Below are 23811 nucleotides of genomic sequence, written 5' to 3'. Positions count from 1 at the left end.
GTATGAGTACACTTTTATTAAGAATAAGTGCACCATTACAATCTTGGGGTTCGAAATCGAAGTTCGATATTCGAGATACTGATTATTATCCCACAAAGAGCGGTATTGTTGGCATGATTGCTGCAGCTCTAGGTAGATCAAGAACTGACTCTTTGGAAGATTTAACACAATGTAATTATGGTGTTCGTATTGATTATCAGGGAACGATACTTTCTGATTTTCAAGTGACTGAAATGAGTGATTATTTAGGAAAGGGATTCAATTCGAATATCTCACATCGTAATTATCTTTCAGATGCCATTTTTCTAGTTGGTTTAGAATATAGAAATGAAAGATTTATTAAAGAAATAGCTGATGCTTTAGGTCATCCGAAATACCCATTATTTTTAGGTAGAAGATCTTGTCCACCAACACTTCCTCTTGTCTTAAAAGTTGTTGATGATGATCTTTACACGGCTTTAAAAAGTGAAGAATGGTTATTACCAAAATGGCGAAGACACAAGGTCCATATTCGTTATTTGAGAATTATTATGGATTCTCTAACACCAACTACATCTATATCTAAAGATGTGCCTGTATCTTTTTCACCTTTTAAAAGGGAATATAGAAATCGATTTATAAAAGAGATGCCTCCAAAAGAGGTTGTTTCAGACATTGTTGAGGAGCATGATCCAATGAAAGAATTGAGGTGATATCTTGTATTTATCGAGAATAGAATTAAATCACAATAAAAGAGAAACTCAAATTGCGCTTCATTCTTTATCAAGATTTCATGGAGCAATCGAATCAGCTTTTAAAGAATCTACAAAAACAAGAAAATTATGGCGGATAGATACACTTCAAGGAAATCAGTATTTATTGATTGTAAGCGAAAGTAAACCGAATTTTATGCATTTGATAAAGCAATTCGGTTTTGACAATCAAACAGGAGAAAGTTTGTCATATGACACTTTTATTGATCATATAAAAACTGGCCAAAAATGGCAATTTCGTTTAGTGGCAAATCCTACACAATCAGTAAGTGATAAGGCCCATCCGGAACGTAGAGGAAAAATAAAAGCAGAAGTATCTGATAAGTATTTACAAGAGTGGATTTTACGTAAAGCTGAACAAAATGGGTTTCATATTGTTGATGAAGTTTTTATTAAAAATAAGAGATGGTATTCCTTCAAAAAAGGAAAAAATGCATATCATGTAAGATTTAAAGCTGTTACATTTGAGGGCGTTTTGGAAGTGACAGATGAGACGTTATTAAAACAAGCATTGATTGCAGGAATTGGTCGTGAGAAGGCATACGGTATGGGTATGCTCACACTGATGCGAATATAGTACTATGACTAACAGTTTAAAAAGGACAACGATCGAAGAATTGCCTCGGATTAAAGATAGGTTGACTTTTATATATTTAGAACATTGTAAGGTGAATCGGGATGATGGCGCATTGACCGTCAAAGATAAAAATGGAATTGTTTACATTCCTTCCAATGCAATTTCTGTGCTTTTATTAGGGCCTGGAACTACCATTACTCATGATGCTGTCGAACTTGTTGGCAATAGTGGTGTAACACTAATTTGGGTAGGTGAACATGGGGTTCGATTCTATGCCTATGGACGCCCGTTGACAAGTAATTCCACCTATTTACAAAAACAAGCAGAATATGTCAGTAATACAAGAAAACACCTTCATGTTGCCAGAAAAATGTATCAAATGCGATTTCCTGGTGAAGATGTATCTCAATTAACAATGCAACAACTTCGCAGCCACGAAGGAACTAGAATACGAAAAGTTTATAAGGAAATGGCTTCAAAATGGGGCGTTGAATGGAACAAAAGGAGATATCGACCAGAGGATTTCGATGCAGGAGATGATGTAAACAAAGCACTTTCAGTTGCAAATTATTGTTTATATGGACTGGTGCATTCTGTGATTTGTGCATTGGGATGTTCTCCAGGCCTTGGCTTTGTTCATGTGGGACATGCCTTGTCCTTTGTCTACGATATTGCAGATTTATACAAAGCAGATTTATCGATTCCAATTGCTTTTGAAATTGCATCAAAAAAAACAGATGAACTGGAAGTTGAGGTGAGAAAGAAAATACGAGATGAAATTAAGAATAGGAAATTGTTATCTCAAATGGTAACAGATATAAAATTCTTATTTGATATGCCTATAATGAATGATAATTCTGACAGTATTTATCTCTGGGATAATTTGAATGGTTTACAAGAGCATGGGATTTTATATAGTGAAGGTCTTCAATAATGGTTGTTCTAACGATTACAAATTGTCCACCAGCTTTAAGAGGAACATTATCTCGATGGATGTTTGAGATTCACACTGGTGTATATGTAGGAAAAATGAGTGCCAAAGTTCGTGATTTGTTATGGGATAAAGTCTGTGAAAATATTAAATCTGGTCAAGCAACCATGGTATATAGTTCAAATAATGAACAAGGTTTTGAATTTCGAACACATAATGCATCTTGGGAAATAGTTGATTTTGAGGGTATATCATTGTTGAAAAGGCCAATACTTTCAAGTATGACTACTAAAGAAGAACAACTCACACATTTCAGCAAGTCCTATAATTATATGAGGTCAAAGACTAAAAATAGTCATATATTAGATAGTTATGTCTTGTTGGATGTAGAAACTACAGGACTTGATTTTAATAAAAATGAATTATTGGAAATAGGGCTAATCAAGGTGGAAAAAGATAGTGTGATTGATGAATGTGATTATCTTCTGAAACCATTGGGCGGAATTCCAAAAAAAATTGAATTGCTAACTGGCATCACTGAAAAAGAAGTGAATGCCAATAGTATTGCAATTGAACAGGCATTAAAACAAACCATGGAATTCATCAAAGGAAATGTTATTATTGGTTACAATGTAAATTTTGATTGCATGTTTCTAAAGAAGGCTTGTGATAAACATAAAGTTAAGTGTACTATTCGTAAAATAAAGGATGTAGAGAATTTAGCAGTTCAAAAACTAAAAGATGTTCAGGATTATAAATTAGAAACGGTTGCTAATAAATTAGGGATCCAAACAACACAGAGTCATCGTGCTTTGGATGATTGCAGATTAACATTAGATGTTATGAAGAAACTAAATAAAATTGATTAAGATTCTTCATAAACATCTTTATTTAAAGCATATTTTTACTGTTATCCCTGCACAAGCGGGGATGATCCTAGAGTTCCAGCTGTCGGATGCATATCAGTACAGTTATCCCTGCACAAGCGGGGATGATCCTACATACGATGCAGCTTCCTTCTGTGCATCGGAGTTATCCCTGTACAAGCGGGGATGATCCTAATACCAATAAATGGGATGCTCAAGAACTCCAGTTATCCCTGCATAGGCAGGGCTTGTTAATATAATTCTTGAAGATACAATTTAATGCAGATATCTGTTTCTAATGATGCTGTATGCGATTGTTTTCAATTGTTAGGCTATACAACTAACTATCATTTAGGAATAACTGTGTGCATTGTATCTATTGGAAACTCTGAAATTGGTATTATTTGATCATGACTTGAGCAGGTGAATTATCAGCATAAATTAATTTTATATTATTTATGTTTATCCATCTTATACATATGTTTTTTTTAAATGATACTCTTTTTGGTTGACAATTCATCATTCTTCTTGTTAAATTGAGACTGTACTTATACGACTGACGGAATTGTGGAGCTTACCACGTGAAGTATAAGAGATTATAGCCGACCGTCTGGGCAACTTTGTCTAGAGGTACGGCTTTTTTTGTATCTCTGGGAAGAAAGGAGTATATGAGTTGACAGTGGAATTGTTATAAGTTAGTCTTAACTTATCAATAATGTTCTATTCAAGGAGGTACAAATATGAGAACAGAATGGAATGGATTTATCGGAACAAAATGGCAATCAGAAGTCAATGTTCGTGATTTTATTCAAAATAACTACACACCCTATAATGGGGATGAATCTTTTTTAGAAGGCCCTACTTCAGCAACTTCACAATTATGGTCTGAACTACAAGCTCTACAAAAAGAAGAACGAGCCAATAAAGGTGTTTTGGATATGGAAACGGAAGTCGTTTCTTCCATCACTGCCTATCCAGCAGCTTATATGGATCAATCATTAGAAAAGATCGTTGGTCTACAAACAGACAAACCATTAAAGCGTGCTTTTATGCCATATGGTGGAATCCGTATGAGTGAAGAAGCTTGTACGACATATGGTTATAAACCAAGTGAAAAGTTACATGAAATTTTCACAAAATACCATAAGACACATAATGATGCCGTTTTCCAAACATATACACCAGAAATGAAATTATGCCGACACAATAAGATTCTTACTGGTCTTCCAGATACCTATGGTCGTGGTCGTATTGTAGGAGACTATCGCCGTGTTGCCTTATATGGTATTGATTTCTTGATTGAAGAAAAACAAAAGGATCTTGCTCGTTGTGGTGCAGGAAATATGATCGATACGGTCATCCGTCAACGAGAAGAATTAGCTGATCAGATCAAAGCTTTGAAAGACATGAAGAAGATGGCTGCCGATTATGGATTTGATATTTCCGTACCAGCAAAAAATGGCTTGGAAGCAGCTCAATGGTTATATTTTGCGTATCTAGCTGCCATCAAAACACAAAACGGAGCAGCTATGAGCGTAGGACGAATCTCTACGTTCTTGGATATTTATTTCGAAAGAGATTTAGAAAATGGTACATTCACAGAATCTGAAATTCAAGAAATTGTAGACCATATGACCATGAAATTCCGTATGGTAAAATTTGCGCGAATTCCTAGTTATAATCAATTATTCTCTGGGGATCCAGTTTGGGCAACATTGGATGTGGCAGGTCTTGGCCAAGATGGCAGAAGCCAAGTCACCAAGACATGTTTCCGATTCTTGCATACATTAGAAAATATGGGACCAAGTCCAGAACCAAACTTGACCGTTTTATATTCTTCACGCTTGCCAGAACCTTTCAAGAAATATGCGGCAAAAATCTCCGTCGTAACCAGTTCGATCCAATATGAAAACGACGACGTGATGCGACCTATCTGGGGTGATGACTACAGTGTATGCTGCTGCGTGTCCGCTACTCAAACTGGAAAAGAAATGCAGTTATTCGGAGCGCGTGCCAATTTAGCAAAATGTTTATTGTATGCGATCAATGGTGGTGTTGATGAAAAGACCGGCATGCAAGTAGGGCCAGAATATCAACCAATCACCAGTGAATATCTGGATTATGATGAAGTGATGCATAAATACGATCTAATGATGGATTGGCTAGCTAAAGTCTATGTCAATACCTTGAATTTGATTCATTATATGCATGATAAATATTATTATGAAGCCGCGCAAATGGCTTTGATCGATACCGATGTACGTCGTACCTTTGCGACCGGTATTGCCGGCTTTAGTCATGTCGTAGATAGTTTAAGTGCTATCAAATATGCCAAAGTCAAAGCAATTCGCGATGAAAAAGGCATTGCTAAAGACTTCGCCATTGAAGGAGACTTCCCACGTTATGGTAACGATGATGATCGTGCTGATGATATTGCGGTATGGTTGTTAAAAACATTCATGAATAAGATTCGTCAGTATCACACTTATCGTGATAGTGAACCAACGACATCGATCTTGACGATCACTTCCAATGTCGTTTATGGAAAAGCGACTGGAACTTTGCCAGATGGACGTAAAGCCGGAGAACCATTATCACCAGGAGCCAATCCTTCTTATGGCGCTGAAAAGAATGGTTTGTTGGCATCTTTGAACTCTGTCGCAAAAGTACCATATGAATATGCTTTGGATGGTATTTCTAATACCCAAACGATCAATCCAGGTGCACTGGGTCATAGCGATGAAGAACGAGCTGACAACTTAGTACATGTCTTGGACGGTTATTTTGATCAAGGTGCCCATCATTTGAATGTGAATGTATTTGGTGTTGAAAAATTAAAAGATGCGATGGAACATCCAGAAAAAGAAGAATATCAAAACTTCACGATTCGCGTTTCGGGTTATGCCGTCAAGTTTATTGATTTGACACGCGAACAACAATTGGATGTCATCTCTAGAACATGCCATGAATCACTATAAAGGAAGCATTCATTCGATTGAAACCTTTGGTTCGGTCGATGGACCTGGTGTTCGCTATGTGATCTTTATGCAAGGCTGCCATATGCGTTGTCAATTTTGTCACAATGCGGATACTTGGAAAGAAACACCACCGACGGAATTTGCTTCGGATGTCCTAAAAAAAGCATTACGATATCGTCCCTATTGGAAAGAAGGGGGCGGTATCACCGTGAGTGGTGGTGAACCACTCCTACAAATCGATTTTCTTATCGAACTTTTCACATTGGCCAAACAAGCAGGTGTTCACACAGCACTGGATACTTGTGGACAACCATTCACAAAAGAAGCACCATTCTTTTCAAAGCTTGAACAATTGATGAAAGTGACCGATCTGGTTTTATTGGACATCAAACAAATCGATGAATCAAAACACAAAACGCTGACCGGATGGACCAACACCAACATCTTGGAATTTGCACGATATTTAGATGCCATCCATAAACCCGTTTGGATCCGACATGTTACGGTTCCTGGTATCAATGATAGCGACGATGAATTGAAACGACTCGATGCGTTCTTATCCTCCTTACACAATATCGAACGCATAGAAGTTTTGCCTTATCACACATTGGGAGCCTATAAATGGAAACAACTTGGCATGGACTATCCATTGGAAGGCATTGAGCCACCTAGTCAAAAACAAATTCAACATGTCAACGAAATGTTACATACAAAAAAGCGATGAATCTTCATCGCTTTTTACATATCTATGTTAGAATGATAAACAATGAGGTGAGAGTATGTATCAAAAAATGGGACTAGTTGTAGAAGGTGGTGGCACCAAAGCAGCCTATACAGCAGGCGTTCTAAAAGCTTTTTTACAAGAAAAAATATATATACCATATACCGTCGGCATTTCTGCTGGTTGTGAAATGCTCGCAAACTATGTATCTAGACAACCCTATCGTCTAGAGGTTTCCGGTGTCGAAGCAACCAGTCAACCCATGGTCTTTGGTTTAAAAGCCTATCGAAAGGAAGGCTCTTTATATGGTTTGGAAACCACCAATGCCTTCATTGAATCCAAAGAAAAATTAGATCTTGAAAAATTTTGGTCTTCTTCCTCGAAGATGGATTTTGGACTATACAATTTAGATACCCATCAAGTCAAATACTTTGATAAAAGTCATTTGGATGAATCACAAACTTTGATGATTGCTAGTTGTGCCTTATTACTTTTAGCGCATCCTTATGAATTTGAAGGTCAGCGCTATATGGATGCCGGCCTTCGAGACATGATCAGTATTGAACAAAGTCTGCGCCAAGGCAACGATCGGCACATTGTAATTTCTACCAAAGAAATTGGCTATGTTCGTAAACCAGCACCAAAATGGCAATTACGACTTGCCAAACATGTCTATCACGATGATGTGATCGTCGAAGATCTAAAAAATCGTCATCTTCGTTATAAGGAACAATGGGATAAAGTCGATCAATTGGAACAAGAAGGAAAAGCCATGGTCTTGCGTCCACATAAAGATCTCGGGGTGACACGATATACCACTTCAGCCAAAAAATTACGTCCTTGGTTCCAATTGGGATTTGATGAAACCATGGAACGCATGGACAAGATCAAGGCCTTCTGTGAAGTAGAATAAGATGAAACCCGCTTGTTTCTTTGATGTGGATGGAACCTTATATGCCCATCCCTTTCATGAAGTATCACAAGAAACCATAGATGCTTTGCACGCCTTAAAAGAACAGGACTATTTTCTTGCATTGAATAGCAGTCGATCTCAAGCGGAATTGGCCCATTTGCCACGATCGTTAATGCATGTAGGCTTTGATGCGTATGTATTAGATGGAGGGGCCTCCATCTATGATCAAACCATGCATTTACGATCGGCTTTTCCAATCGATGCTCACATTGTTTCGCGCATTGCTTCGTATTGCGAAACCCATCAAATTTGTTGGCGATACAGCAGCGCTTTCGGTTCCTATTGGGGCAATTCATGGATCACATCGTATATGAAGCAGGCCTATTGGCAATTGTATTTTATGCATATGGAAGTCAAGCCCTGGCAGGGTGAATCGGTCTATAATATCATGATCGAATCACATGCCCCTTCCTTAGCTGTAGATTGTATGGCCACCGTATTTCCAGGATGTATGGAACTACGAGCCAAACATGTCGATAAATGGTTAGCCATTCAACATTTCTCTGATTTATCGCCTATTTTATGTTTTGGTGATGGCGATAATGATGTGTGTATGTTAGAAAAAGCCGATATAGGCATTGCGATGGCCAATGCCAGTCCTGCCTGCAAACAAGCCGCTAACGTAATTTGTGGTTCTGTGCATGATACCGGAATCGCAACATTTGTGAAGGAGCATTTAAAATGAGTTATATTTTAGAGAATGAATATTTATATTTGGAATGTATCGAAGCCGGTGGAGAAATTCAACATTTGATCAACAAACAAACCCAAGAAGAAATCATGTATCAAGGAAACCAAGGATGGGGTGGAAAAAATCCAACGTTGTTTCCCCTGGTTGGGAATACCTATACGGGATCGTATGAGATCGATGGACAAACGTATGCCATGAAAAACCATGGACTGATCCGCTATGCTTCCTTGCAGGGAAGACAAGAAAAGGATCGATTGATTTTTTCTTTGGATGCCAATGAAGCCACTTTGAAACAATATCCCTTTGCTTTTCATTATGAAATTCAATATCAATTGGTCGATCATCAAGTAAAGATCCAATATCGGATTGAAAATACCGGATCCAAAGTAATGCCTTTTGGATTTGGGTTACACCCTGGCTTTCAATTGCACGAACCCTTTTCTTCTTATTTTCTTTCGTTTGATGGAAACACCCATTTGGAACAACTGCACATGTATGAAACACCTTCACATTGGGAAAAAGTAAATACAAAAGGATGGCAACTCAATCGTTTGAATCTTGAAAAATATAAGACGATGATTTATCGAGGCTTACATAGCCAAACATTGACACTCATGCACAAGGATGAAAAAGTCTTACGTTTACATGTTCAGGATTATCCATATTTAGCGATTTGGTCTAGTCCGACACCTTCCGATTTTATTTGTATTGAACCCTGGTGGAGCCATGCCGATTTTGATCCAAACACGACCGATTTCTATCACCGCGAAGGAACGATTCTCCTAAAGCCACAGGAAACATTCTGCCCAAGCTATGCGATTGAAGTGTAACTAGAAAGTGTTGTACAATTGGAATATGAAAAAATGGATCTATCGAATCATATTGCTTGTATGTATTGGTGTATTTGGATATAGTGCTTTTCATTTGTATCAAATCTATCAGGACAAGCATCAAATCGAACAAGAAACACAAACCTATCAAAAAATGGCCACAAAGAATAGCGAGAATACTGAAGTTTTGAATCCAGATTGGAATGCGCTCCAACAATCTTCTCCAGATATTGTTGCTTGGTTATATGTACCAGGATGTGATATTAATTTTCCTGTGGTCCAAGGAAGCGATAACTCCTATTATCTCGATCATACGATGGGAAAACAATCCAGTCCCTATGGATCGATTTTCTTGGATTATAAAGCAAACAATCAATTTATGGATGATAACTCCATTATCTATGGGCATTCGGTTGAAGGCGGTGGCATGTTCACCAATTTAAAGAACTTTACCGATGAAAGTTTCTTTAATAAACATGATGCCTTCTATTTATTGACACCCAATGGTAATTATAAATGTACGATTTATGCGTTTGCGAAAACGACTGATTCTTCGGCATTCTATACCACTGCCTTTGGTTCATATCGCGATGATACCCTCGCAAAATGGGTCAATGAAGCGATGTATAGTCGAGCTGTCGATACCACATCAGCCCATTTTGTCTCTTTATCAACTTGTAACTTGGATTATGGCTTCCATTCCAATCAGCGTTATGTATTAACAGGCGTTATGCAAGAATGGACAGATCCAATTACCGTTAGTGATTGATTTGTGTTATAGTAATGAAGGTTTACGTTATGAAAATTTGTCTAGTAACTGGGGGTACTGGCGGACATATTTATCCAGCCGTGGCATTGGCCGAGACATTTCGTTCGTTGTATCCTCGATGTGAAATTTTATTTATTGGAAATGATGACCGGATGGAGGCCCAAGTGATTCCATCCTTAGGTTATCGATTTTTGTCGTTACATACATCCGGATTGGTCGGTAATGCCTTTCAAAAAGGAAGAGCCGTTGGCCAGTTGGTTTTGGCACGTCAAAAAGCCAAGGGATATTTGCGTGCATTTGACCCAGATATCGTAATTGGCTTTGGTGGATATGTGAGTGCCCCCGTCATGATGGCTGCTTGCAGCTTGCATATTCCAACGATGATCCATGAACAAAACTCCATCGTGGGTCGTTCCAATCAATTGGTGATGAATCGTGTCGATGCGATCGTAACGTGTTATGAAAAGTGTGAAGAAGTATTTCCCAAAAACAAGATTCATTTGTTAGGAAATCCAAGAGCAACGATTGCCAAAAAAGCGCCATTGGATCCTACCTACTATGATTCTTTAGGCTTGGATCCAAAGAAAAAGACGATTTTAGTGATGATGGGATCGTTGGGATCGAGCAGTGTCAATGCATTGATGAAAGACGCATTGAGCAGTGTGGATACGACTTCTTTGCAGTTTTTATATGTGTGTGGAAAAGATAACAGTAAAGATATTCATATGTTTGATGGCGTGAAAGATATTCACGTTGTTGATTATGTAGATACATTAAAAATTTATAAAAAGATCGATGGATTGATTTGTCGCGCTGGGGCAACCACCATTGCCGAATTGACGGCTTTGGGTATACCAGCCATTTTGATTCCATCACCTTATGTAGCAGCCAATCATCAATACTACAATGCACGACAGCTTGTAGACCGACACGCTGCCTATATGATTGAAGAAAAGGATCTAAATGCAGATACCTTATCGAAAACGATCCAAACTTTATTTTTAGATCCAGTGGAAATGGCTGAAGTATCTAAAAATGCGCGGAAACTAGGGAAACCTCAAGCCGCATACGATATGATTTCTTTGTGTGAGTCTTTGATCAAATAGAAAAGAGGACCCCAAATGTCAATGATCGAACGTTTAGAAACCTATGCGAATATTAAAACAAATGAACCAATGAGTAAACATACAACTTATCACGTAGGTGGTAATGTTGATTATTATATCTATCCTGATAATTTTTTGTCTTTGATGCGTGTGATCTATCTATTGGAAGAAGCCAACATTCCTTTCTATACGATCGGTCGCGGTTCCAATATCTTATTTAGTGATGCCCCTTTTCATGGCGCTATCATTAATTTAGATCATTCATTAAATGATTTTTATTTTGAACCCGATGGAACCTTGGTTTGTCAAGCAGGTTGTTCCATCATCAATATTTCTGTGGAAGCCATGAAGAAAAATTTGACTGGTCTAGAATGGTCCAGTGGAATTCCTGGCTCTGTAGGCGGTGCCTTATATATGAATGCCGGGGCCTATCGAAGTGATATGAGCCATGTGGTTCAAGATGTATTGGCATTACGAGATGGCCGTATTGAATGGATCCATCAAAATGAATTGGATTTTGGCTATCGTTACTCTATTTTTCAAAAACATAAAGATTGGGTCATTCTCGGCGCTCGTTTACAGTTGCATCCAGGCGATGCCACGGAAATACGTGATTTGATGAATTCACGTCGTCAACGTCGAATGAATACACAACCTTTGGATAAACCTTGTGCAGGCAGTGTTTTTCGTAATCCCGAATCCATTCCCGCATGGAAATTAATTGATCAAATGGGATATCGAGGCTATCAAATTGGTGGTGCCAGAGTATCGGATAAACACAGTAATTTTATCGTGAATGAAAATAACACCGCAACGGCTAGTGATATTCGTGATCTGATTCAAATAATTCGACAAGAAGCAAAAGAAAAATATGGTATTTCTTTGATTACAGAAGTGGAGCAATTAAATTGGTAACTCGTTGGCGTAGATGGCTAAGAAACATGTCACTCAGAACGGGCATCCTTTTAACGGTCTTAGTGATGGCTTTGACATCGTTTGGTGTATATTATTTTTCCTTTGATGCTTTGGCCCATGTTTTAAGCTGCACGGGAAATTATTATTTGACCGATCACCAAATATACCATTTGGCGGGTATGAGTTATCAGTCACGGATGTGGCTTGTACCTTCGATGGTCTATGAAAAGCGCATTGAAAAAATGCCATTGGTCAAAGATGTCTATGTACAAAAAGGTAGAAATGGCCGATTGTTGGTCCATGTCCAAGAAAAAGTAGTGATTGGTTATTATACAAAAAATAGTCAATATTATTTGTTGACCATCGATAATGAATCCATTCCGATCGACAAAGCATACATGTCCACGATCGTACATTTTCCTTTATTGAATGGATTTAGTGGCACACAGCGCAAAAAGATCTGTGCCATTTTTAAGAAAAATGAAAAGACCCTGACCCGATCGGTCATTGAAAAAATTGCTGAAATGGTTCCTTATAAAACGTCTTTTGATAAAAATATGATCAAAATGACTATGCAAGATGGGAATGTTGTTTATACATCAATCAGCTCATTGGTCATGATGGCAAAATACCAAGCCATGTTGACTCGTTTACAAGGCGAGAATGTTTGTCTATTATTGGATAGCACCAATCATGCGATTGAAAAAATCAATTGCGATGATTTGAATAGTAAGAAATCGACAAGTTCTTCATCCAAGAAAACCGAGGAAAAACAAGAGACTTCTTCCGATACGCAGACCAGTGATGCCAATACGACAACGACCACGACAACACAAGATGCAACGACACAAGATACGACCACAACAGATAATTCAACCCTTGTATGGGATGATTCAACTGGGCTGTATTATGATTCGACAAGCGGTTACTATATGGATCCAAATAGTGGGATCTATTATGTGTGGGATGATACGACCCAATCTTTACAACCACTTTCGGAATAATTTGTCTTAGTTTACAGAAATAGGTATAATAAGGATTGATATAAGAGGAGGGTAACTCTATGCCAATTAATAAATCAACCGAATATGGAAATATTTCCATTTCATTAGATGCGATTGCCTCTTTAGCCGGAGGTACGATCACGGAGTGTTATGGTGTTGTCGGCATGGCAAGTCAGAAACTCGTTCGTGATGGTTGGGCTGAATTATTGAAAAAAGAAAACTATTCTCGTGGTGTGATCGTGCGTCAACAAGAGAATGGATTGGTATTGGATCTATATATTATCGCCCTACAAGGAATTAAGTTGGGTGAAATCGTACAAGAAGCGCAAAAACGAGTGAAGTATGTGATTGAAAAGACTTTGGAAATCAAAGTGGAAGCAGTCAATATCACCGTGCAAGGTGTACGAGTAGCCAAGTAGGGAGTAAGAATGATGGAACAAATTAACGGACAAAGTTTAAAAGATATGTTGCGTTCCGGTATGAACAATTTGAAGAATCATTCCGCACAAATTGATGCATTGAATGTTTTCCCCGTACCGGATGGAGATACAGGAACCAATATGACATTGACATTTACCAACGGCGCCAAAGCCGCTTTAGATGTCAAAGAAGATCACATCGGCCATATATTGAAAGCTTTATCACGGGGCTTATTAATGGGAGCTCGTGGTAACTCAGGTGTCATTACCTCACAAATATTTCGCGGTATCTATCAATCTTTAGAAGAAAACGAAACGATTGATGCGATGCAGCTTGCCCATGCCTTGGTCAATGGTTCACGCGTGGCTTATCGTGCCGTCATGCGCCCTGTCGAAGGGACGATTTTGACCGTTGTTCGCGAAGCTGCCGATTATACCTATGCGTATACCGTGACAGAAGAAGTCAAAGATTGTACAGCTGTCATGGCCAAGATGGTCGAAGAAGCCAATGCTTCCTTAGAGCGCACACCAGAATTATTACCTGTATTAGCTGAAGTTGGCGTTGTCGATAGTGGTGGAAAAGGATTGTGTACCATTTTAGAAGGCTTTCTTTTGGCGATGCAAGGAAAGCCAGTGGCAGCACAAGACATTCAAACCAGCCAACAAGCTGCACAAACCAAAGTAGAGAATGATGGGGAAGGCGAATATGGTTTCTGTACGGAATTTATCCTTCATTTGAGTGAGACCGGTAAGAAAAATTTCTCAGAAGAAGGTTTCCGTGATGAATTAGCTTCCATCGGTAATTCCCTTGTTTGTGTACAAGATGATGATTTAGTCAAGGTGCATGTGCATACCCTCGAACCCTATACCGCTTTGAAGATGGGTCGTCGTCAAGGCAAATTTGTGAAGATCAAAGTAGAAAACATGCAGCAGCAACATGACCACATCGTTGAATTGGAAGAAGCCAAAGAATTGGAAAAAGAAATCGAAGCACCACAAAAGAAAGCAGAACATAAAACGTATGCGATCATTACGGTGGCCCCAGGGTCTGGAATCGATGAAATGTTCAAAGAATATCGTGCAGACGTTGTGATTGGCGGTGGCCAGACGATGAATCCAAGCACGGAAGATTTTGTCTCGGCTGTGGATCAATTAAATGCCGATCATATCTTTATTTTGCCAAATAACTCCAATATTGTTTTGGCGGCCCAACAAGCCAAAGATGTGTGTGAAGGACAAGATATTCATGTCTTACCAGCAAAAACCATTCCGCAAGGATTGGCTGCTTGCATCATGTTCAATCCAGATGCTGATCTAGATTCCAACTTAAGTGAAATGCAAGAAGCAATCGATCATGTGAAATCGGGAGAAGTCACTTATGCCATCAAAGATACGACCTATGAAGGCCGTGCCATCAAGAAAGGGGAATACATGGGCATCTATGGGAAGACCATAGCGGCCAGTGTGCCGGATTGTATGGAAGCCAGCAAGAAATTGTTGGATACGATGTTGGATGATGACAGTGAACTTGTTACGTTAATTTATGGTCAGGATGCAACCGAAGACCAAGCTAATGAACTTGCCAATTATATTGAGGAAAATAGTGATGCCGAAGTGGAAGTTCATGCAGGCAAACAACCGGTATATCCATTTATCATTGGTGTTGAATAAAGCCTTGGAGCGAGTATGAAAAATACTCACTTTTTTGTTGGAAATCCAACAATGTCTATGGAGAAATCTGTTAGACTATGCTTACAAGGTAGGTAAAACATATGATTCAAATAGATAAAACACGTAAAGTTGCTGATTTAATTTCGACATATCCAGAAATCAAACCCATCATGATCGAATTGGGATTTAAGGATCTAGCCAACCCCGTTGCGCTTCAGACCGTAGGGAAGATCATGACCTTAGAAAAGGGAGCACAAATCAAAGGCATTCCATGGGAAAAGATCCAAGCTGCATTTGCGACCCATGGATATGAACTTGCCTCTCAAGAAGTAGAAAACGTTGCAATTGATCCATCCAATGAATTGGAATCCTACATCCTTCGTTTACAAAATGGAGAAGATCTAGAAAGTGTTCGTGCGGATTTTGCCAAACGATATGAAAACGTGCCCGTTCAAGAAATTGCCAATGCCGAACAAGAACTCATCAACAAAGGCATGCCCGTACCTGAAGTACAACGATTGTGCGATGTGCATTCGGCACTGTTCCATGGCAAGACAGAAGCCCAAATCCATGGTGAGGTGCCTGCGGGCCATCCCATTTCTATCTTTCGTTTAGAAAATCAGATCTTACAACAGTACTTGGATCAAAACAAAGAGATTCCTTATGTGGAATTGAAAAAACATTATAAGAAAAAAGAAGAATTGATCCTTGCCCAATTGGATGCTCTTGGCTATCCAGGACCCAATCAAGTGATGTGGGGCGTGGATGATGAGATCTTACAGGATATCCCGAATAATCGTTCGCGTATTGAAGAAATGATTTTTAAAGAAAATCAGATCTTATTTCCGTTAGCACTGGATAAATTCAGTCAAGAAATGTGGTATCAGATCTATCAAGATATGCCTATCTATGGCAACGCCTTTATTGCGGTAGCAGCCAATTGGCCGGAAGCAGAAACGTATCGACGCCCCATCAGTGAAGGTATCCTCCATTTTGAAAATGGTGATCTCACCGTTGCGCAATTCGAAGCCATTTGTCAAGCTTTGCCCGTTGAATTGACCTATATCGATGCCGATGATATGAATCGTTTTTTCAGTATCACCAATGGTGTATTTGCACGTCCAAAGACAGCTTTGAATCGAAAAGTATATAGTTGCCATCCACCTCGTGTGCAGCCAATGGTCAAACAAATGTTAGCGGACTTCAAAGCCCATAAACAAACCAAAGTCGAACGATGGGTCAAGAATACGCGTATCCAATATGTAGCGATGTATGATCAACAAGACCAATATATGGGATGCTTAGAAATCGTTCAAGATTTTAGTGATGTCGCAAGCCACATCCAGTGAATCCAATCCGGATTCACTGGTTTTTTATGTGTTCCAATAAAGCATGGGCACTGGTTGAAATGTAGGTGTTTTTTGAAGTGACGATACAAATGTTGGATTGCATATCTAGATCCTGGATCGGATAGGCATTGGCTTCTTTTTTGGCGATCGAAGCAGGTGCCAACGCAATACCATAGCCATGACGTGCCCATTCTATACAGGTTCTAGCATCATCACTGACACAAAAATAATGCGGTGTATCCAAGATTTGATCAAAGAATTCTTTCCACCGTCGATAAACCAGTAAAGGTATATGATTGAGTTCTTGGATGGAAAGGGGTCTTGTACTACCAATTGAATAAAAATTCTCCGTAGCTGTTTGTATGATTTCTATATTGGAATCGTTAGGAAAAGGACTCCGAACGACCGCGATTTCAATGATATGATGTCGCAAAGCATCTAGACAGGTATAGGTATTTCCTTCAAAGATCTCATAATGGATCTTGGGATAGATCTGGATAAATGGATGTAACCATGTATCCAAGACATAATCTTGTAGACTGGACACGATGCCTAGATGAATCGTACCCGTTTTGCCATGTTGCTGATCAAACAATTCTTGTTTGGTGTTTTGAACAAGATCACAAATGGTACATGCCCGATGATAGAGAAGATCTCCCAATTCGGTACATTCGACATGTCGTGGGCCTCGAATCAAAAGGGGTGCACCTACTTCTTCTTCCAATTGCTTGATTTGTAAGGAAAGGGGTGGTTGACTCATATGCAGTGTTTTGGCTGCCTGGGACATCGTTCCTTGTTCCACCACGGTCTTATAAATCTGAAGTTGTTTTAAATTCATGGTATATTCTTTCTAAATAATAAATATATAAAATATATAATTTTTATATATTTTAACATATGATACGATACCCCTACAAGAGGGTGAGAACAATGAAAACCGTATTCCATTATTTACGTGCCTATCGAAAACAAGCGATATGTGCACCTATATTTAAATTATTAGAAGCTCTCATGGATCTTTTTGTTCCTTTGATCGTTGCCTGGATCATCAATCAAGGAATCCATCAACATCATACACAAGTAATTTGCCAAGGAACGATTTTGTTGATCGTTTTAGCGGCCTTGGGTCTAGGTTTTAGTTTTGTGGCCCAATATTTTGCGGCAAAAGCAGCGGTTGGCACAACAACCGATCTACGCCAAGCCATGTTTGATCATATTCAATCGTTATCGTATAAGGAAATCGATACATTGGGTGTCAATACCTTGATCACACGTATGACCAGCGATATGCAACAAGTACAAACGGGCATCAATATGAGCCTACGACTCTTATTACGAAGTCCATTTATTGTTTTTGGTTCCATGATCATGGCTTTTTTTATCAATGTGAAATGTGCATTGATCTTTGTGATTGCGATTCCCTTATTGAGTGTTGTGATTTATTTAATCATGCGGATCAGCATTCCTTTATTTAAAAAAGTGCAGTCACATCTGGATACCTTATTAGGAATGACACGAGATAATCTAACTGGTGTTCGTGTCATTCGTGCCTTTTGTAAAGAAGAAGATGAAATTTCCTCCTTTGACAAACAGAATGATCGGTTTACGAATGCGAATGAATTCTTAGGAAAGATCTCAGCATTGATCAATCCGTTTACTTATATCATCATCAATTTCGCAATCATCGTATTATTACAGGTGGGCGCCATTCAAATTCAGGAAGGATACATGGCCCAAGGGGACATGGTTGCTTTATATAACTACATGGCTCAAATTATTATTGAGTTGATTAAATTAGCGAGCTTGATCGTGACGATCGATAAGTCCATCGCGTGTAGTCAACGTATTGAAGCCATCATGGATACGCATAACGATATGCACTATGAAACAAAATCGATACAAATCCACAGTGCACAAGCGGTCCGCTTTGATCATGTATCCTTTGCCTATGATACGAAAAGTGTGATCCACGATATGAGCTTTGAAATTCCAAAAGGATCAACTATTGGCGTGATTGGCTCAACCGGATCGGGAAAGTCAACGATCATGCAACTGATGGGACGCTATTATGAAGTCAGTCAGGGAAAGATCTTTGTTGATGGTGAAAATGTCAAAGCCTATCCGAGAGAACAATTGACCGCAAAGATCGGGTATGTGGCGCAAGGTTCTGTCCTTTTTTCTGGCACGATTCGCGAGAACCTAAAATGGGGCAATCCCCATGCCGATGATGCCACTTTATGGCGCGCCTTAGAAATTGCCCAGGCCAAAGATGTGGTTGCCAATAAACCCGGACAGCTTGATTTTGTGTTGGAACAAGGAGGAAAAAACCTATCGGGTGGACAACGACAGCGCTTGACCATTGCGCGTGCCTTAGTGAAACAACCGGATATTCTTGTTTTAGATGATAGTGCCAGTGCACTGGATTTCAAAACTGACGCGAATTTGCGAAAAGCCTTACGAAATTTGACGGGGAAAATGACCATCTTCATTGTGAGTCAACGAATTAGTTCGATTCGTTCGGCTCATTCGATCTTAGTTTTGGATCAGGGCCGTTTGGTTGGTACCGGTTCCCATGATCAATTGATGAAAGACTGTCCGGTTTATCAAGAAATCTATGCATCGCAATATCCTAAGGAGGCCATCGCATGAAAACATCGCAAACCTTTCATAAACTCATGCAGTATGTAAGACCCTATTGGTTCTTTTTGATCTTGAGTATTGGATTGGCTGTGGTATCGGTCGTGACACAGTTATACATTCCCATCTTATTTGGACAATGCATTGATTGTATGCTTTCGAAAGGGCATGTGGATCTGGTCCTATTATCCACGTATGGCACGAAAATTGGCATCTTGATCCTGATCAATGCGGCAGCAACTTGGGTGATGAATGTGATGAACAATCACATGGCCTATTCCATTGTCAAAGATATGCGCGCTCAGATCATGTTTAAGATCCAACATTTACCGTTATCCTTTTTAGATGATCATGGAATTGGTGATATTCTAGGACGTATGATTGCGGATGTGGATCAAATTTCCGATGGTTTATTGTTGGGCTTTACGCAACTGTTTTCGGGTATCATTACGATCGTGATCACCATTTTATTCATGTTTCGTATTCATGTGGGTATCAGTGTATTGATCGTTTTGATGAGTCCAGCAAGTTTCTTTGTTGCTAAATGGATTTCTAAACATTCGTATCATATGTTCCAAAAAATGACGCAGACGCGGGAGCAATTGACTTCGTATATTGAAGAGATGGTTGGCAATGAAAAAATCATCCAATCATTTGGGTATGGGCAACGGGCTTCGCAAACCTTCCAAAAAACCAATGAAGATCTTCAGGATTATTCCCAAAAAGCCATATTCTATAGCAGTCTGACCAATCCATCCACGCGCTTTATGAATAGTTTGATGTATGCCCTCATTGTGGGCATTGGCTCGATCTTTATTTTACAGAATGCACTGACAGTTGGTTCCTTAAGTGTATTGTTGAGTTATGCCAATCAATATATGCGTCCTTTCAATGATATTAGTTCGGTCGTCACAGAATTTCAAAATGCCTTGGCTTGTGCCAATCGGGTATTTGAAATCATAGATGCACCACAAGAATCACCAGAAGAGCCAAACACTTTAATCGTCAATCAGGAAAGTGTCGATTGGCAAGATGTCAGTTTTTCTTATGTGCCCGATCATCCTTTGATCCAACATGTTTCTTTTCATGTAGAACCAGGTCAGAAAATCGCCATCGTGGGTTCGACTGGATGTGGAAAGACCACGATGATCAATTTATTGATGCGGTTTTATGAGATGGATGAGGGGGCTATTTTGATTGATGGAACCAATATTCAAAATGTCAGCCGTCATAGTTTACGCCAACAATTCGGCATGGTTCTACAAGATACGTGGATCAAAGACGCTACGGTTCGCGAAAATCTATGTATGGGAAGATCCTATTCCGAAGCTGAAATCGAGGTGGCTTGTCGATCGTGTCGTAGCTGGGATTTTATTGAAAAAATGCCAAAGGGCTTGGATACAAAAATCAATGCCCATAGTTTATCCCAAGGACAGCAACAGCTTTTATGTATCACTCGCGTGATGTTGATCAAGCCAAAGATGTTGATCCTAGATGAGGCTACTTCCAATATCGATACCCGAACCGAAGTATTGGTCCAACAAGCTTTTGATACTTTGATGAAAGGAAGAACCAGTTTTGTGATTGCACATCGTTTATCGACGATCATCAATGCCGATCAGATCTTAGTCATGAAAGAGGGAAAAATCATTGAACGAGGCACTCATGATGACTTATTGGCGCAAAATGGTTTCTATGCGAATTTGTATAATAGTCAATTTGAGCAGGTTGTTTAATTGAAAACGTTATCATTTGCATAGTACATTTAGCTATGTTACCATGAAACTATCATGATTTATATAACAGGTGATACCCATCGTGAACAAGATGTTTTCAAGATCAATCCCGATGATGGTTTTCCCATAGGAAAGACATTGACAGCAAAGGATCATGTGATCATTGTAGGCGATTTTGGCTTTATTTTAGATGGCGCAAAAGGCGATAAGTTTTGGTTGGACTGGTTGGAATCTTTACCGTGGCAAACATGTTTCATCGATGGCAATCATGAAAACTTCAATTTATTAAATTCATATCCGATTGAACAGTGGCATGGAGGCAAAGTGCATCGCATTCGTTCAAATGTTGTGCATTTGATGCGTGGCGAAGTCTTTGAAATCGAGGGTCATTCATTCTTCTGCTTTGGTGGAGCACCGAGTCATGATGCCATGTATCGTGTTCCAAATGTCAGTTGGTGGCAACAAGAACTACCAACGTGGGAGGAAATGAAGCATGCGCGTGATGTCTTATGTGCGCATCAGTGGCAGGTCGATTATGTGTTGAGTCATGAAGTGTATGAAAAACATTCTTTGGGAAGAAAATATAAAACGGATATGAATTTTTATGATCCAGAGCATTATGACTTAAAACCGTTTTTACAAGAAATTGAAGATCAATTGGATTATCGAGCTTGGTTGCACGGCCATTATCATGTGGATCAAATGGAGCGAAGTCCATCGAATAAGCCTTGCATCACATTGTATAATCGTGTTATAACAATAGCAGAGATTGAGGAATTGTATAGGGAAATTTGTGAATAAGCAGATTTCCCTTTTTCATAAGGAGGTCACTTATGCGATTATTACTAGCCGAAGATGAACGGTCCTTATCGAAAGCTTTGGTTGTGATCTTACAAAAATCCAACTATGCGGTCGATGCGGTCTATGATGGACAACAAGCCTTAGATTACTTAGAAGACGAAGTATATGATGGGGTCATCTTAGATATCATGATGCCGAAGGTCGATGGCTTGAAAGTTTTAGCAACGATTCGTCAAGCCGGCAATGATGTGCCCGTTTTATTATTGACTGCCAAAAGTGAAGTCGATGATAAGGTAAAGGGTTTGGATCTGGGGGCCAATGATTATCTAACCAAACCATTTGATGCGAAAGAATTGCTGGCGCGTATTCGTGCTATGACACGTATGCATACACAATCGCCCGACTCTTCTTTATCCTTTGGCAATATCACCCTAGATCGTACAACTTTTGAATTGGGCGGTCCCAATGCGACAATGAAATTACCCAATAAAGAATTTCAAATGTTGGAATTGTTATTGGCGAATCCAAAACAAGTCATTTCGACCGAGCGGATGTTTGAAAAAATCTGGGGCTATGACAGTGATACCGAGTTAAATATTGTCTGGGTCTATATTGCCTATTTGCGTAAGAAATTAAAAAAAATAGGTGCAGATGTGAAGATCCAAGCCCATCGAAATGTCGGTTATTCTTTGGAGTTAGAAAACAATGATCAAAAAACTTCGTAAGCGATTTTCCATTGCAGCTATCTTTTCTATTTTTGTGACCTTTACCGTCTTGATGGTGACCATCAATGTCATCAATTATCATAAGATCATCGAAAATGCCGATTTTATCTTGACGACACTCAAAGAAAATGAAGGATATTTTCCGGCTTTCGGGAAAGATCAAAACAATGGGCGTTGGTCCAAAGAAACGCCATTTGAATCGCGTTATTTTATTGCGACAATCAGTGAAGACGAAACCATCACAACGATTGATATGGCCAAGATCCAAGCCATTGATATCACGCAAGCACGAAATTATGTCAAAGTGGTTTCTAGTTTTGATAAGACACGGGGCTTTTATCAAGATTATCGATATATTCGTTATAAAGAAAATGGCAATACGGTCTTGATCTTTTTAGATTGTACGCGTTCGCTCGATAATTGGCGTACTTTCTTAGAAGCAAGTTGTTTGGTGGCCACGATTGGTTTGATCATTTCTTCCATCTTGATCGTATTCATTTCAGGACGAATCATGAAGCCGGTTGCAGAAAGTTATGAAAAACAGAAACGATTTATTACCGATGCAGGCCATGAAATTAAGACTCCATTGGCAACGATTGATGCGGATTTGACGGTATTGGAAATGGACGGTGTATCGAACGAATGGACCGATGATATTCATGTCCAAACCAAACGATTGGCGGATTTAACCAATAATTTGATCGTGCTTTCGCGGATGCAAGAAACGCAAAAACCAGAAGCTTTGGTCGATTTGGACCTTTCCAAGCTTGTATCTACAGTGGCGAATTCATTTGATGCACGAGCCAAAATGGAAAATAAGACGTTTGAAAAAGATGTGGATGAGAATGTACATATGAAAGGCGGCCAAAAAGAAATTGAACAATTGATTTCCATTCTTATGGATAATGCCTTTAAATATTCGACTGAAAATGGTATGGTTCGGATTGCTTTGCATCAAAAGAAAAAGATTGAATTGATCGTTTACAATACGACGGAATTCATTGCTAAAGATAGTTTGCCGCATTTATTTGATCGTTTTTATCGAACCGATCAAAGTCACAATTCCCAAACGGGGGGATATGGCATTGGTTTATCCATTGCCCAAGCCATTGTTCAATCTTATAAAGGAAAGATCGAGGCAACCACAGAAGATGAAAAGTCTTTAAGCATTCAGGTTGAATTATAGACAAAACGAGAATATCCGATGGATATCCTCGTTTTTTTATTGCGTAGCGAATACCACGCGCTATGTGCGTGGTGGTAGACCTTTTAGTGTTAAAAAAGACAACCTCCTATACTACAATGAATATGGCCCGCCAGCCGTAAACAAAATAATATAGGAGGTTGTCAAAATGAATGA

Annotated in this window: 22 protein-coding genes and 1 riboswitch; of the genes, 21 read left to right on the top strand and 1 reads right to left on the bottom strand. The window is 39.1% G+C overall.

All coding sequences use genetic code 11. From position 1 onward, the window contains the following. The first annotated feature begins 2 nt into the window (after positions 1–2). From cas5e to SOS22_RS00990, 16 genes are all read left to right on the top strand, one after another. Positions 3–692 (top strand): type I-E CRISPR-associated protein Cas5/CasD, encoded by a 690-nt coding sequence (gene cas5e / locus SOS22_RS01065; RefSeq protein ID WP_320596055.1) that lies wholly within the window; start codon positions 3–5, stop codon positions 690–692. Positions 693–696: 4 nt separating this feature from the next. Beyond that, positions 697–1329: a type I-E CRISPR-associated protein Cas6/Cse3/CasE gene (gene cas6e, locus SOS22_RS01060; protein WP_320596054.1), complete on the top strand. Its 633-nt coding sequence runs from the start codon at positions 697–699 to the stop codon at positions 1327–1329. Positions 1330–1333: 4 nt separating this feature from the next. Continuing rightward, positions 1334–2263 (top strand): type I-E CRISPR-associated endonuclease Cas1e, encoded by a 930-nt coding sequence (gene cas1e / locus SOS22_RS01055; protein ID WP_320596053.1) that lies wholly within the window; start codon positions 1334–1336, stop codon positions 2261–2263. After that, entirely contained in the window at positions 2263–3129 is an 867-nt protein-coding gene (cas2e, locus tag SOS22_RS01050) for a type I-E CRISPR-associated endoribonuclease Cas2e (RefSeq protein WP_320596052.1), read from the top strand. The genes cas1e and cas2e overlap by 1 nt, the downstream gene beginning before the upstream one ends. A 539-nt stretch (positions 3130–3668) precedes the next feature. Beyond that, a riboswitch (ZMP/ZTP riboswitch) is annotated at positions 3669–3749 on the top strand. Between the two features lie 117 nt (positions 3750–3866). Then, positions 3867–6104 (top strand): formate C-acetyltransferase, encoded by a 2238-nt coding sequence (gene pflB, locus SOS22_RS01045; RefSeq protein ID WP_320596051.1) that lies wholly within the window; start codon positions 3867–3869, stop codon positions 6102–6104. Continuing rightward, positions 6091–6828: a pyruvate formate-lyase-activating protein gene (gene pflA / locus SOS22_RS01040; RefSeq protein WP_320596050.1), complete on the top strand. Its 738-nt coding sequence runs from the start codon at positions 6091–6093 to the stop codon at positions 6826–6828. Before pflB ends, pflA begins: the two co-directional genes overlap by 14 nt. Positions 6829–6883: 55 nt before the next feature. After that, on the top strand, positions 6884–7738 hold the full coding sequence (locus tag SOS22_RS01035) for a patatin family protein (protein ID WP_320326020.1): 855 nt from the start codon (positions 6884–6886) through the stop codon (positions 7736–7738). 1 nt (position 7739) lies between these two features. Next, a complete protein-coding gene (locus SOS22_RS01030; protein WP_320596049.1) occupies positions 7740–8483 on the top strand; it encodes an HAD-IIB family hydrolase in 744 nt (247 codons plus the stop codon). Continuing rightward, the gene (locus SOS22_RS01025; RefSeq protein WP_320596048.1) at positions 8480–9319 is read left to right on the top strand and encodes an aldose 1-epimerase family protein; all 840 of its coding nucleotides are present in this window, start codon (positions 8480–8482) and stop codon (positions 9317–9319) included. Before SOS22_RS01030 ends, SOS22_RS01025 begins: the two co-directional genes overlap by 4 nt. A gap of 25 nt (positions 9320–9344) precedes the next feature. Then, positions 9345–10088: a class B sortase gene (gene srtB / locus SOS22_RS01020; RefSeq protein WP_320596047.1), complete on the top strand. Its 744-nt coding sequence runs from the start codon at positions 9345–9347 to the stop codon at positions 10086–10088. A gap of 29 nt (positions 10089–10117) precedes the next feature. Further along, positions 10118–11194 carry an undecaprenyldiphospho-muramoylpentapeptide beta-N-acetylglucosaminyltransferase gene (gene murG / locus SOS22_RS01015; RefSeq protein WP_320326024.1) on the top strand — a complete coding sequence of 359 codons (1077 nt, stop codon included), beginning with the start codon at positions 10118–10120 and terminating at the stop codon, positions 11192–11194. Between the two features lie 15 nt (positions 11195–11209). Beyond that, positions 11210–12109, top strand: a complete 900-nt coding sequence (murB, locus tag SOS22_RS01010) for a UDP-N-acetylmuramate dehydrogenase (protein WP_320596046.1) — start codon at positions 11210–11212, stop codon at positions 12107–12109. Positions 12110–12135: 26 nt separating this feature from the next. Beyond that, positions 12136–13113, top strand: a complete 978-nt coding sequence (locus tag SOS22_RS01005; RefSeq protein WP_320326026.1) for an FtsQ-type POTRA domain-containing protein — start codon at positions 12136–12138, stop codon at positions 13111–13113. 59 nt (positions 13114–13172) lie between these two features. Continuing rightward, a complete protein-coding gene (locus tag SOS22_RS01000; protein WP_277634144.1) occupies positions 13173–13532 on the top strand; it encodes an Asp23/Gls24 family envelope stress response protein in 360 nt (119 codons plus the stop codon). A 12-nt stretch (positions 13533–13544) separates the two neighbouring features. Then, positions 13545–15203 carry a DAK2 domain-containing protein gene (locus SOS22_RS00995; RefSeq protein ID WP_320326041.1) on the top strand — a complete coding sequence of 553 codons (1659 nt, stop codon included), beginning with the start codon at positions 13545–13547 and terminating at the stop codon, positions 15201–15203. A gap of 101 nt (positions 15204–15304) precedes the next feature. Then, positions 15305–16552, top strand: a complete 1248-nt coding sequence (locus SOS22_RS00990) for a DUF438 domain-containing protein (RefSeq protein WP_320326027.1) — start codon at positions 15305–15307, stop codon at positions 16550–16552. 13 nt (positions 16553–16565) lie between these two features. On the opposite strand, the gene SOS22_RS00985 is transcribed toward SOS22_RS00990, so the two are convergent. Then, on the bottom strand, positions 16566–17390 hold the full coding sequence (locus SOS22_RS00985; protein WP_320596045.1) for a LysR family transcriptional regulator: 825 nt from the start codon (positions 17388–17390) through the stop codon (positions 16566–16568). A gap of 92 nt (positions 17391–17482) precedes the next feature. Here SOS22_RS00985 and SOS22_RS00980 point away from each other — a divergent pair, with 92 nt between their 5' ends. The 5 genes from SOS22_RS00980 to SOS22_RS00960 are packed head-to-tail and all read left to right on the top strand — an operon-like array spanning position 17483 to position 23637. Continuing rightward, positions 17483–19201 carry an ABC transporter ATP-binding protein gene (locus SOS22_RS00980; protein WP_320596044.1) on the top strand — a complete coding sequence of 573 codons (1719 nt, stop codon included), beginning with the start codon at positions 17483–17485 and terminating at the stop codon, positions 19199–19201. After that, a complete protein-coding gene (locus SOS22_RS00975) occupies positions 19198–20925 on the top strand; it encodes an ABC transporter ATP-binding protein (RefSeq protein ID WP_320596043.1) in 1728 nt (575 codons plus the stop codon). Before SOS22_RS00980 ends, SOS22_RS00975 begins: the two co-directional genes overlap by 4 nt. A 54-nt stretch (positions 20926–20979) precedes the next feature. Beyond that, the gene (locus SOS22_RS00970) at positions 20980–21726 is read left to right on the top strand and encodes a hypothetical protein (RefSeq protein ID WP_320326031.1); all 747 of its coding nucleotides are present in this window, start codon (positions 20980–20982) and stop codon (positions 21724–21726) included. A gap of 32 nt (positions 21727–21758) precedes the next feature. Continuing rightward, positions 21759–22451: a response regulator transcription factor gene (locus tag SOS22_RS00965; protein WP_320326032.1), complete on the top strand. Its 693-nt coding sequence runs from the start codon at positions 21759–21761 to the stop codon at positions 22449–22451. After that, positions 22432–23637, top strand: coding sequence for a HAMP domain-containing sensor histidine kinase (locus tag SOS22_RS00960; RefSeq protein ID WP_320596042.1), 1206 nt, complete (start codon positions 22432–22434; stop codon positions 23635–23637). The genes SOS22_RS00965 and SOS22_RS00960 overlap by 20 nt, the downstream gene beginning before the upstream one ends. Positions 23638–23811 lie beyond the last annotated feature (174 nt).

The sequence above is a fragment of the Absicoccus sp. genome (assembly GCF_034090965.1).
GTDB lineage: Bacteria > Bacillota_I > Bacilli_A > Erysipelotrichales > Erysipelotrichaceae > Absicoccus > Absicoccus intestinalis.
Note: the sequence above shows the minus strand (reverse complement) of the source record. Positions and strands in the feature narration are given on the sequence as shown.

What these genes read in the sequence shown, in the direction of transcription:
- murG (WP_320326024.1), top strand. Translation starts at nt 10,118, where the DNA reads ATGAAAATTTGTCTAGTAACTGGGGGTACTGGCGGACATATTTATCCA.
- SOS22_RS01000 (WP_277634144.1), top strand. Translation starts at nt 13,173, where the DNA reads ATGCCAATTAATAAATCAACCGAATATGGAAATATTTCCATTTCATTA.
- cas2e (WP_320596052.1), top strand. Translation starts at nt 2,263, where the DNA reads ATGGTTGTTCTAACGATTACAAATTGTCCACCAGCTTTAAGAGGAACA.
- pflB (WP_320596051.1), top strand. Translation starts at nt 3,867, where the DNA reads ATGAGAACAGAATGGAATGGATTTATCGGAACAAAATGGCAATCAGAA.
- SOS22_RS01030 (WP_320596049.1), top strand. Translation starts at nt 7,740, where the DNA reads ATGAAACCCGCTTGTTTCTTTGATGTGGATGGAACCTTATATGCCCAT.
- SOS22_RS00975 (WP_320596043.1), top strand. Translation starts at nt 19,198, where the DNA reads ATGAAAACATCGCAAACCTTTCATAAACTCATGCAGTATGTAAGACCC.
- SOS22_RS00960 (WP_320596042.1), top strand. Translation starts at nt 22,432, where the DNA reads ATGATCAAAAAACTTCGTAAGCGATTTTCCATTGCAGCTATCTTTTCT.
- SOS22_RS01025 (WP_320596048.1), top strand. Translation starts at nt 8,480, where the DNA reads ATGAGTTATATTTTAGAGAATGAATATTTATATTTGGAATGTATCGAA.
- SOS22_RS00980 (WP_320596044.1), top strand. Translation starts at nt 17,483, where the DNA reads ATGAAAACCGTATTCCATTATTTACGTGCCTATCGAAAACAAGCGATA.
- SOS22_RS00970 (WP_320326031.1), top strand. Translation starts at nt 20,980, where the DNA reads ATGATTTATATAACAGGTGATACCCATCGTGAACAAGATGTTTTCAAG.
- pflA (WP_320596050.1), top strand. Translation starts at nt 6,091, where the DNA reads ATGAATCACTATAAAGGAAGCATTCATTCGATTGAAACCTTTGGTTCG.
- srtB (WP_320596047.1), top strand. Translation starts at nt 9,345, where the DNA reads ATGAAAAAATGGATCTATCGAATCATATTGCTTGTATGTATTGGTGTA.
- cas5e (WP_320596055.1), top strand. Translation starts at nt 3, where the DNA reads ATGAGTACACTTTTATTAAGAATAAGTGCACCATTACAATCTTGGGGT.
- cas1e (WP_320596053.1), top strand. Translation starts at nt 1,334, where the DNA reads ATGACTAACAGTTTAAAAAGGACAACGATCGAAGAATTGCCTCGGATT.
- SOS22_RS00965 (WP_320326032.1), top strand. Translation starts at nt 21,759, where the DNA reads ATGCGATTATTACTAGCCGAAGATGAACGGTCCTTATCGAAAGCTTTG.
- murB (WP_320596046.1), top strand. Translation starts at nt 11,210, where the DNA reads ATGTCAATGATCGAACGTTTAGAAACCTATGCGAATATTAAAACAAAT.
- SOS22_RS01005 (WP_320326026.1), top strand. Translation starts at nt 12,136, where the DNA reads ATGTCACTCAGAACGGGCATCCTTTTAACGGTCTTAGTGATGGCTTTG.
- SOS22_RS00990 (WP_320326027.1), top strand. Translation starts at nt 15,305, where the DNA reads ATGATTCAAATAGATAAAACACGTAAAGTTGCTGATTTAATTTCGACA.
- SOS22_RS00995 (WP_320326041.1), top strand. Translation starts at nt 13,545, where the DNA reads ATGGAACAAATTAACGGACAAAGTTTAAAAGATATGTTGCGTTCCGGT.
- SOS22_RS01035 (WP_320326020.1), top strand. Translation starts at nt 6,884, where the DNA reads ATGTATCAAAAAATGGGACTAGTTGTAGAAGGTGGTGGCACCAAAGCA.
- SOS22_RS00985 (WP_320596045.1), bottom strand. Translation starts at nt 17,390, where the DNA reads ATGAATTTAAAACAACTTCAGATTTATAAGACCGTGGTGGAACAAGGA.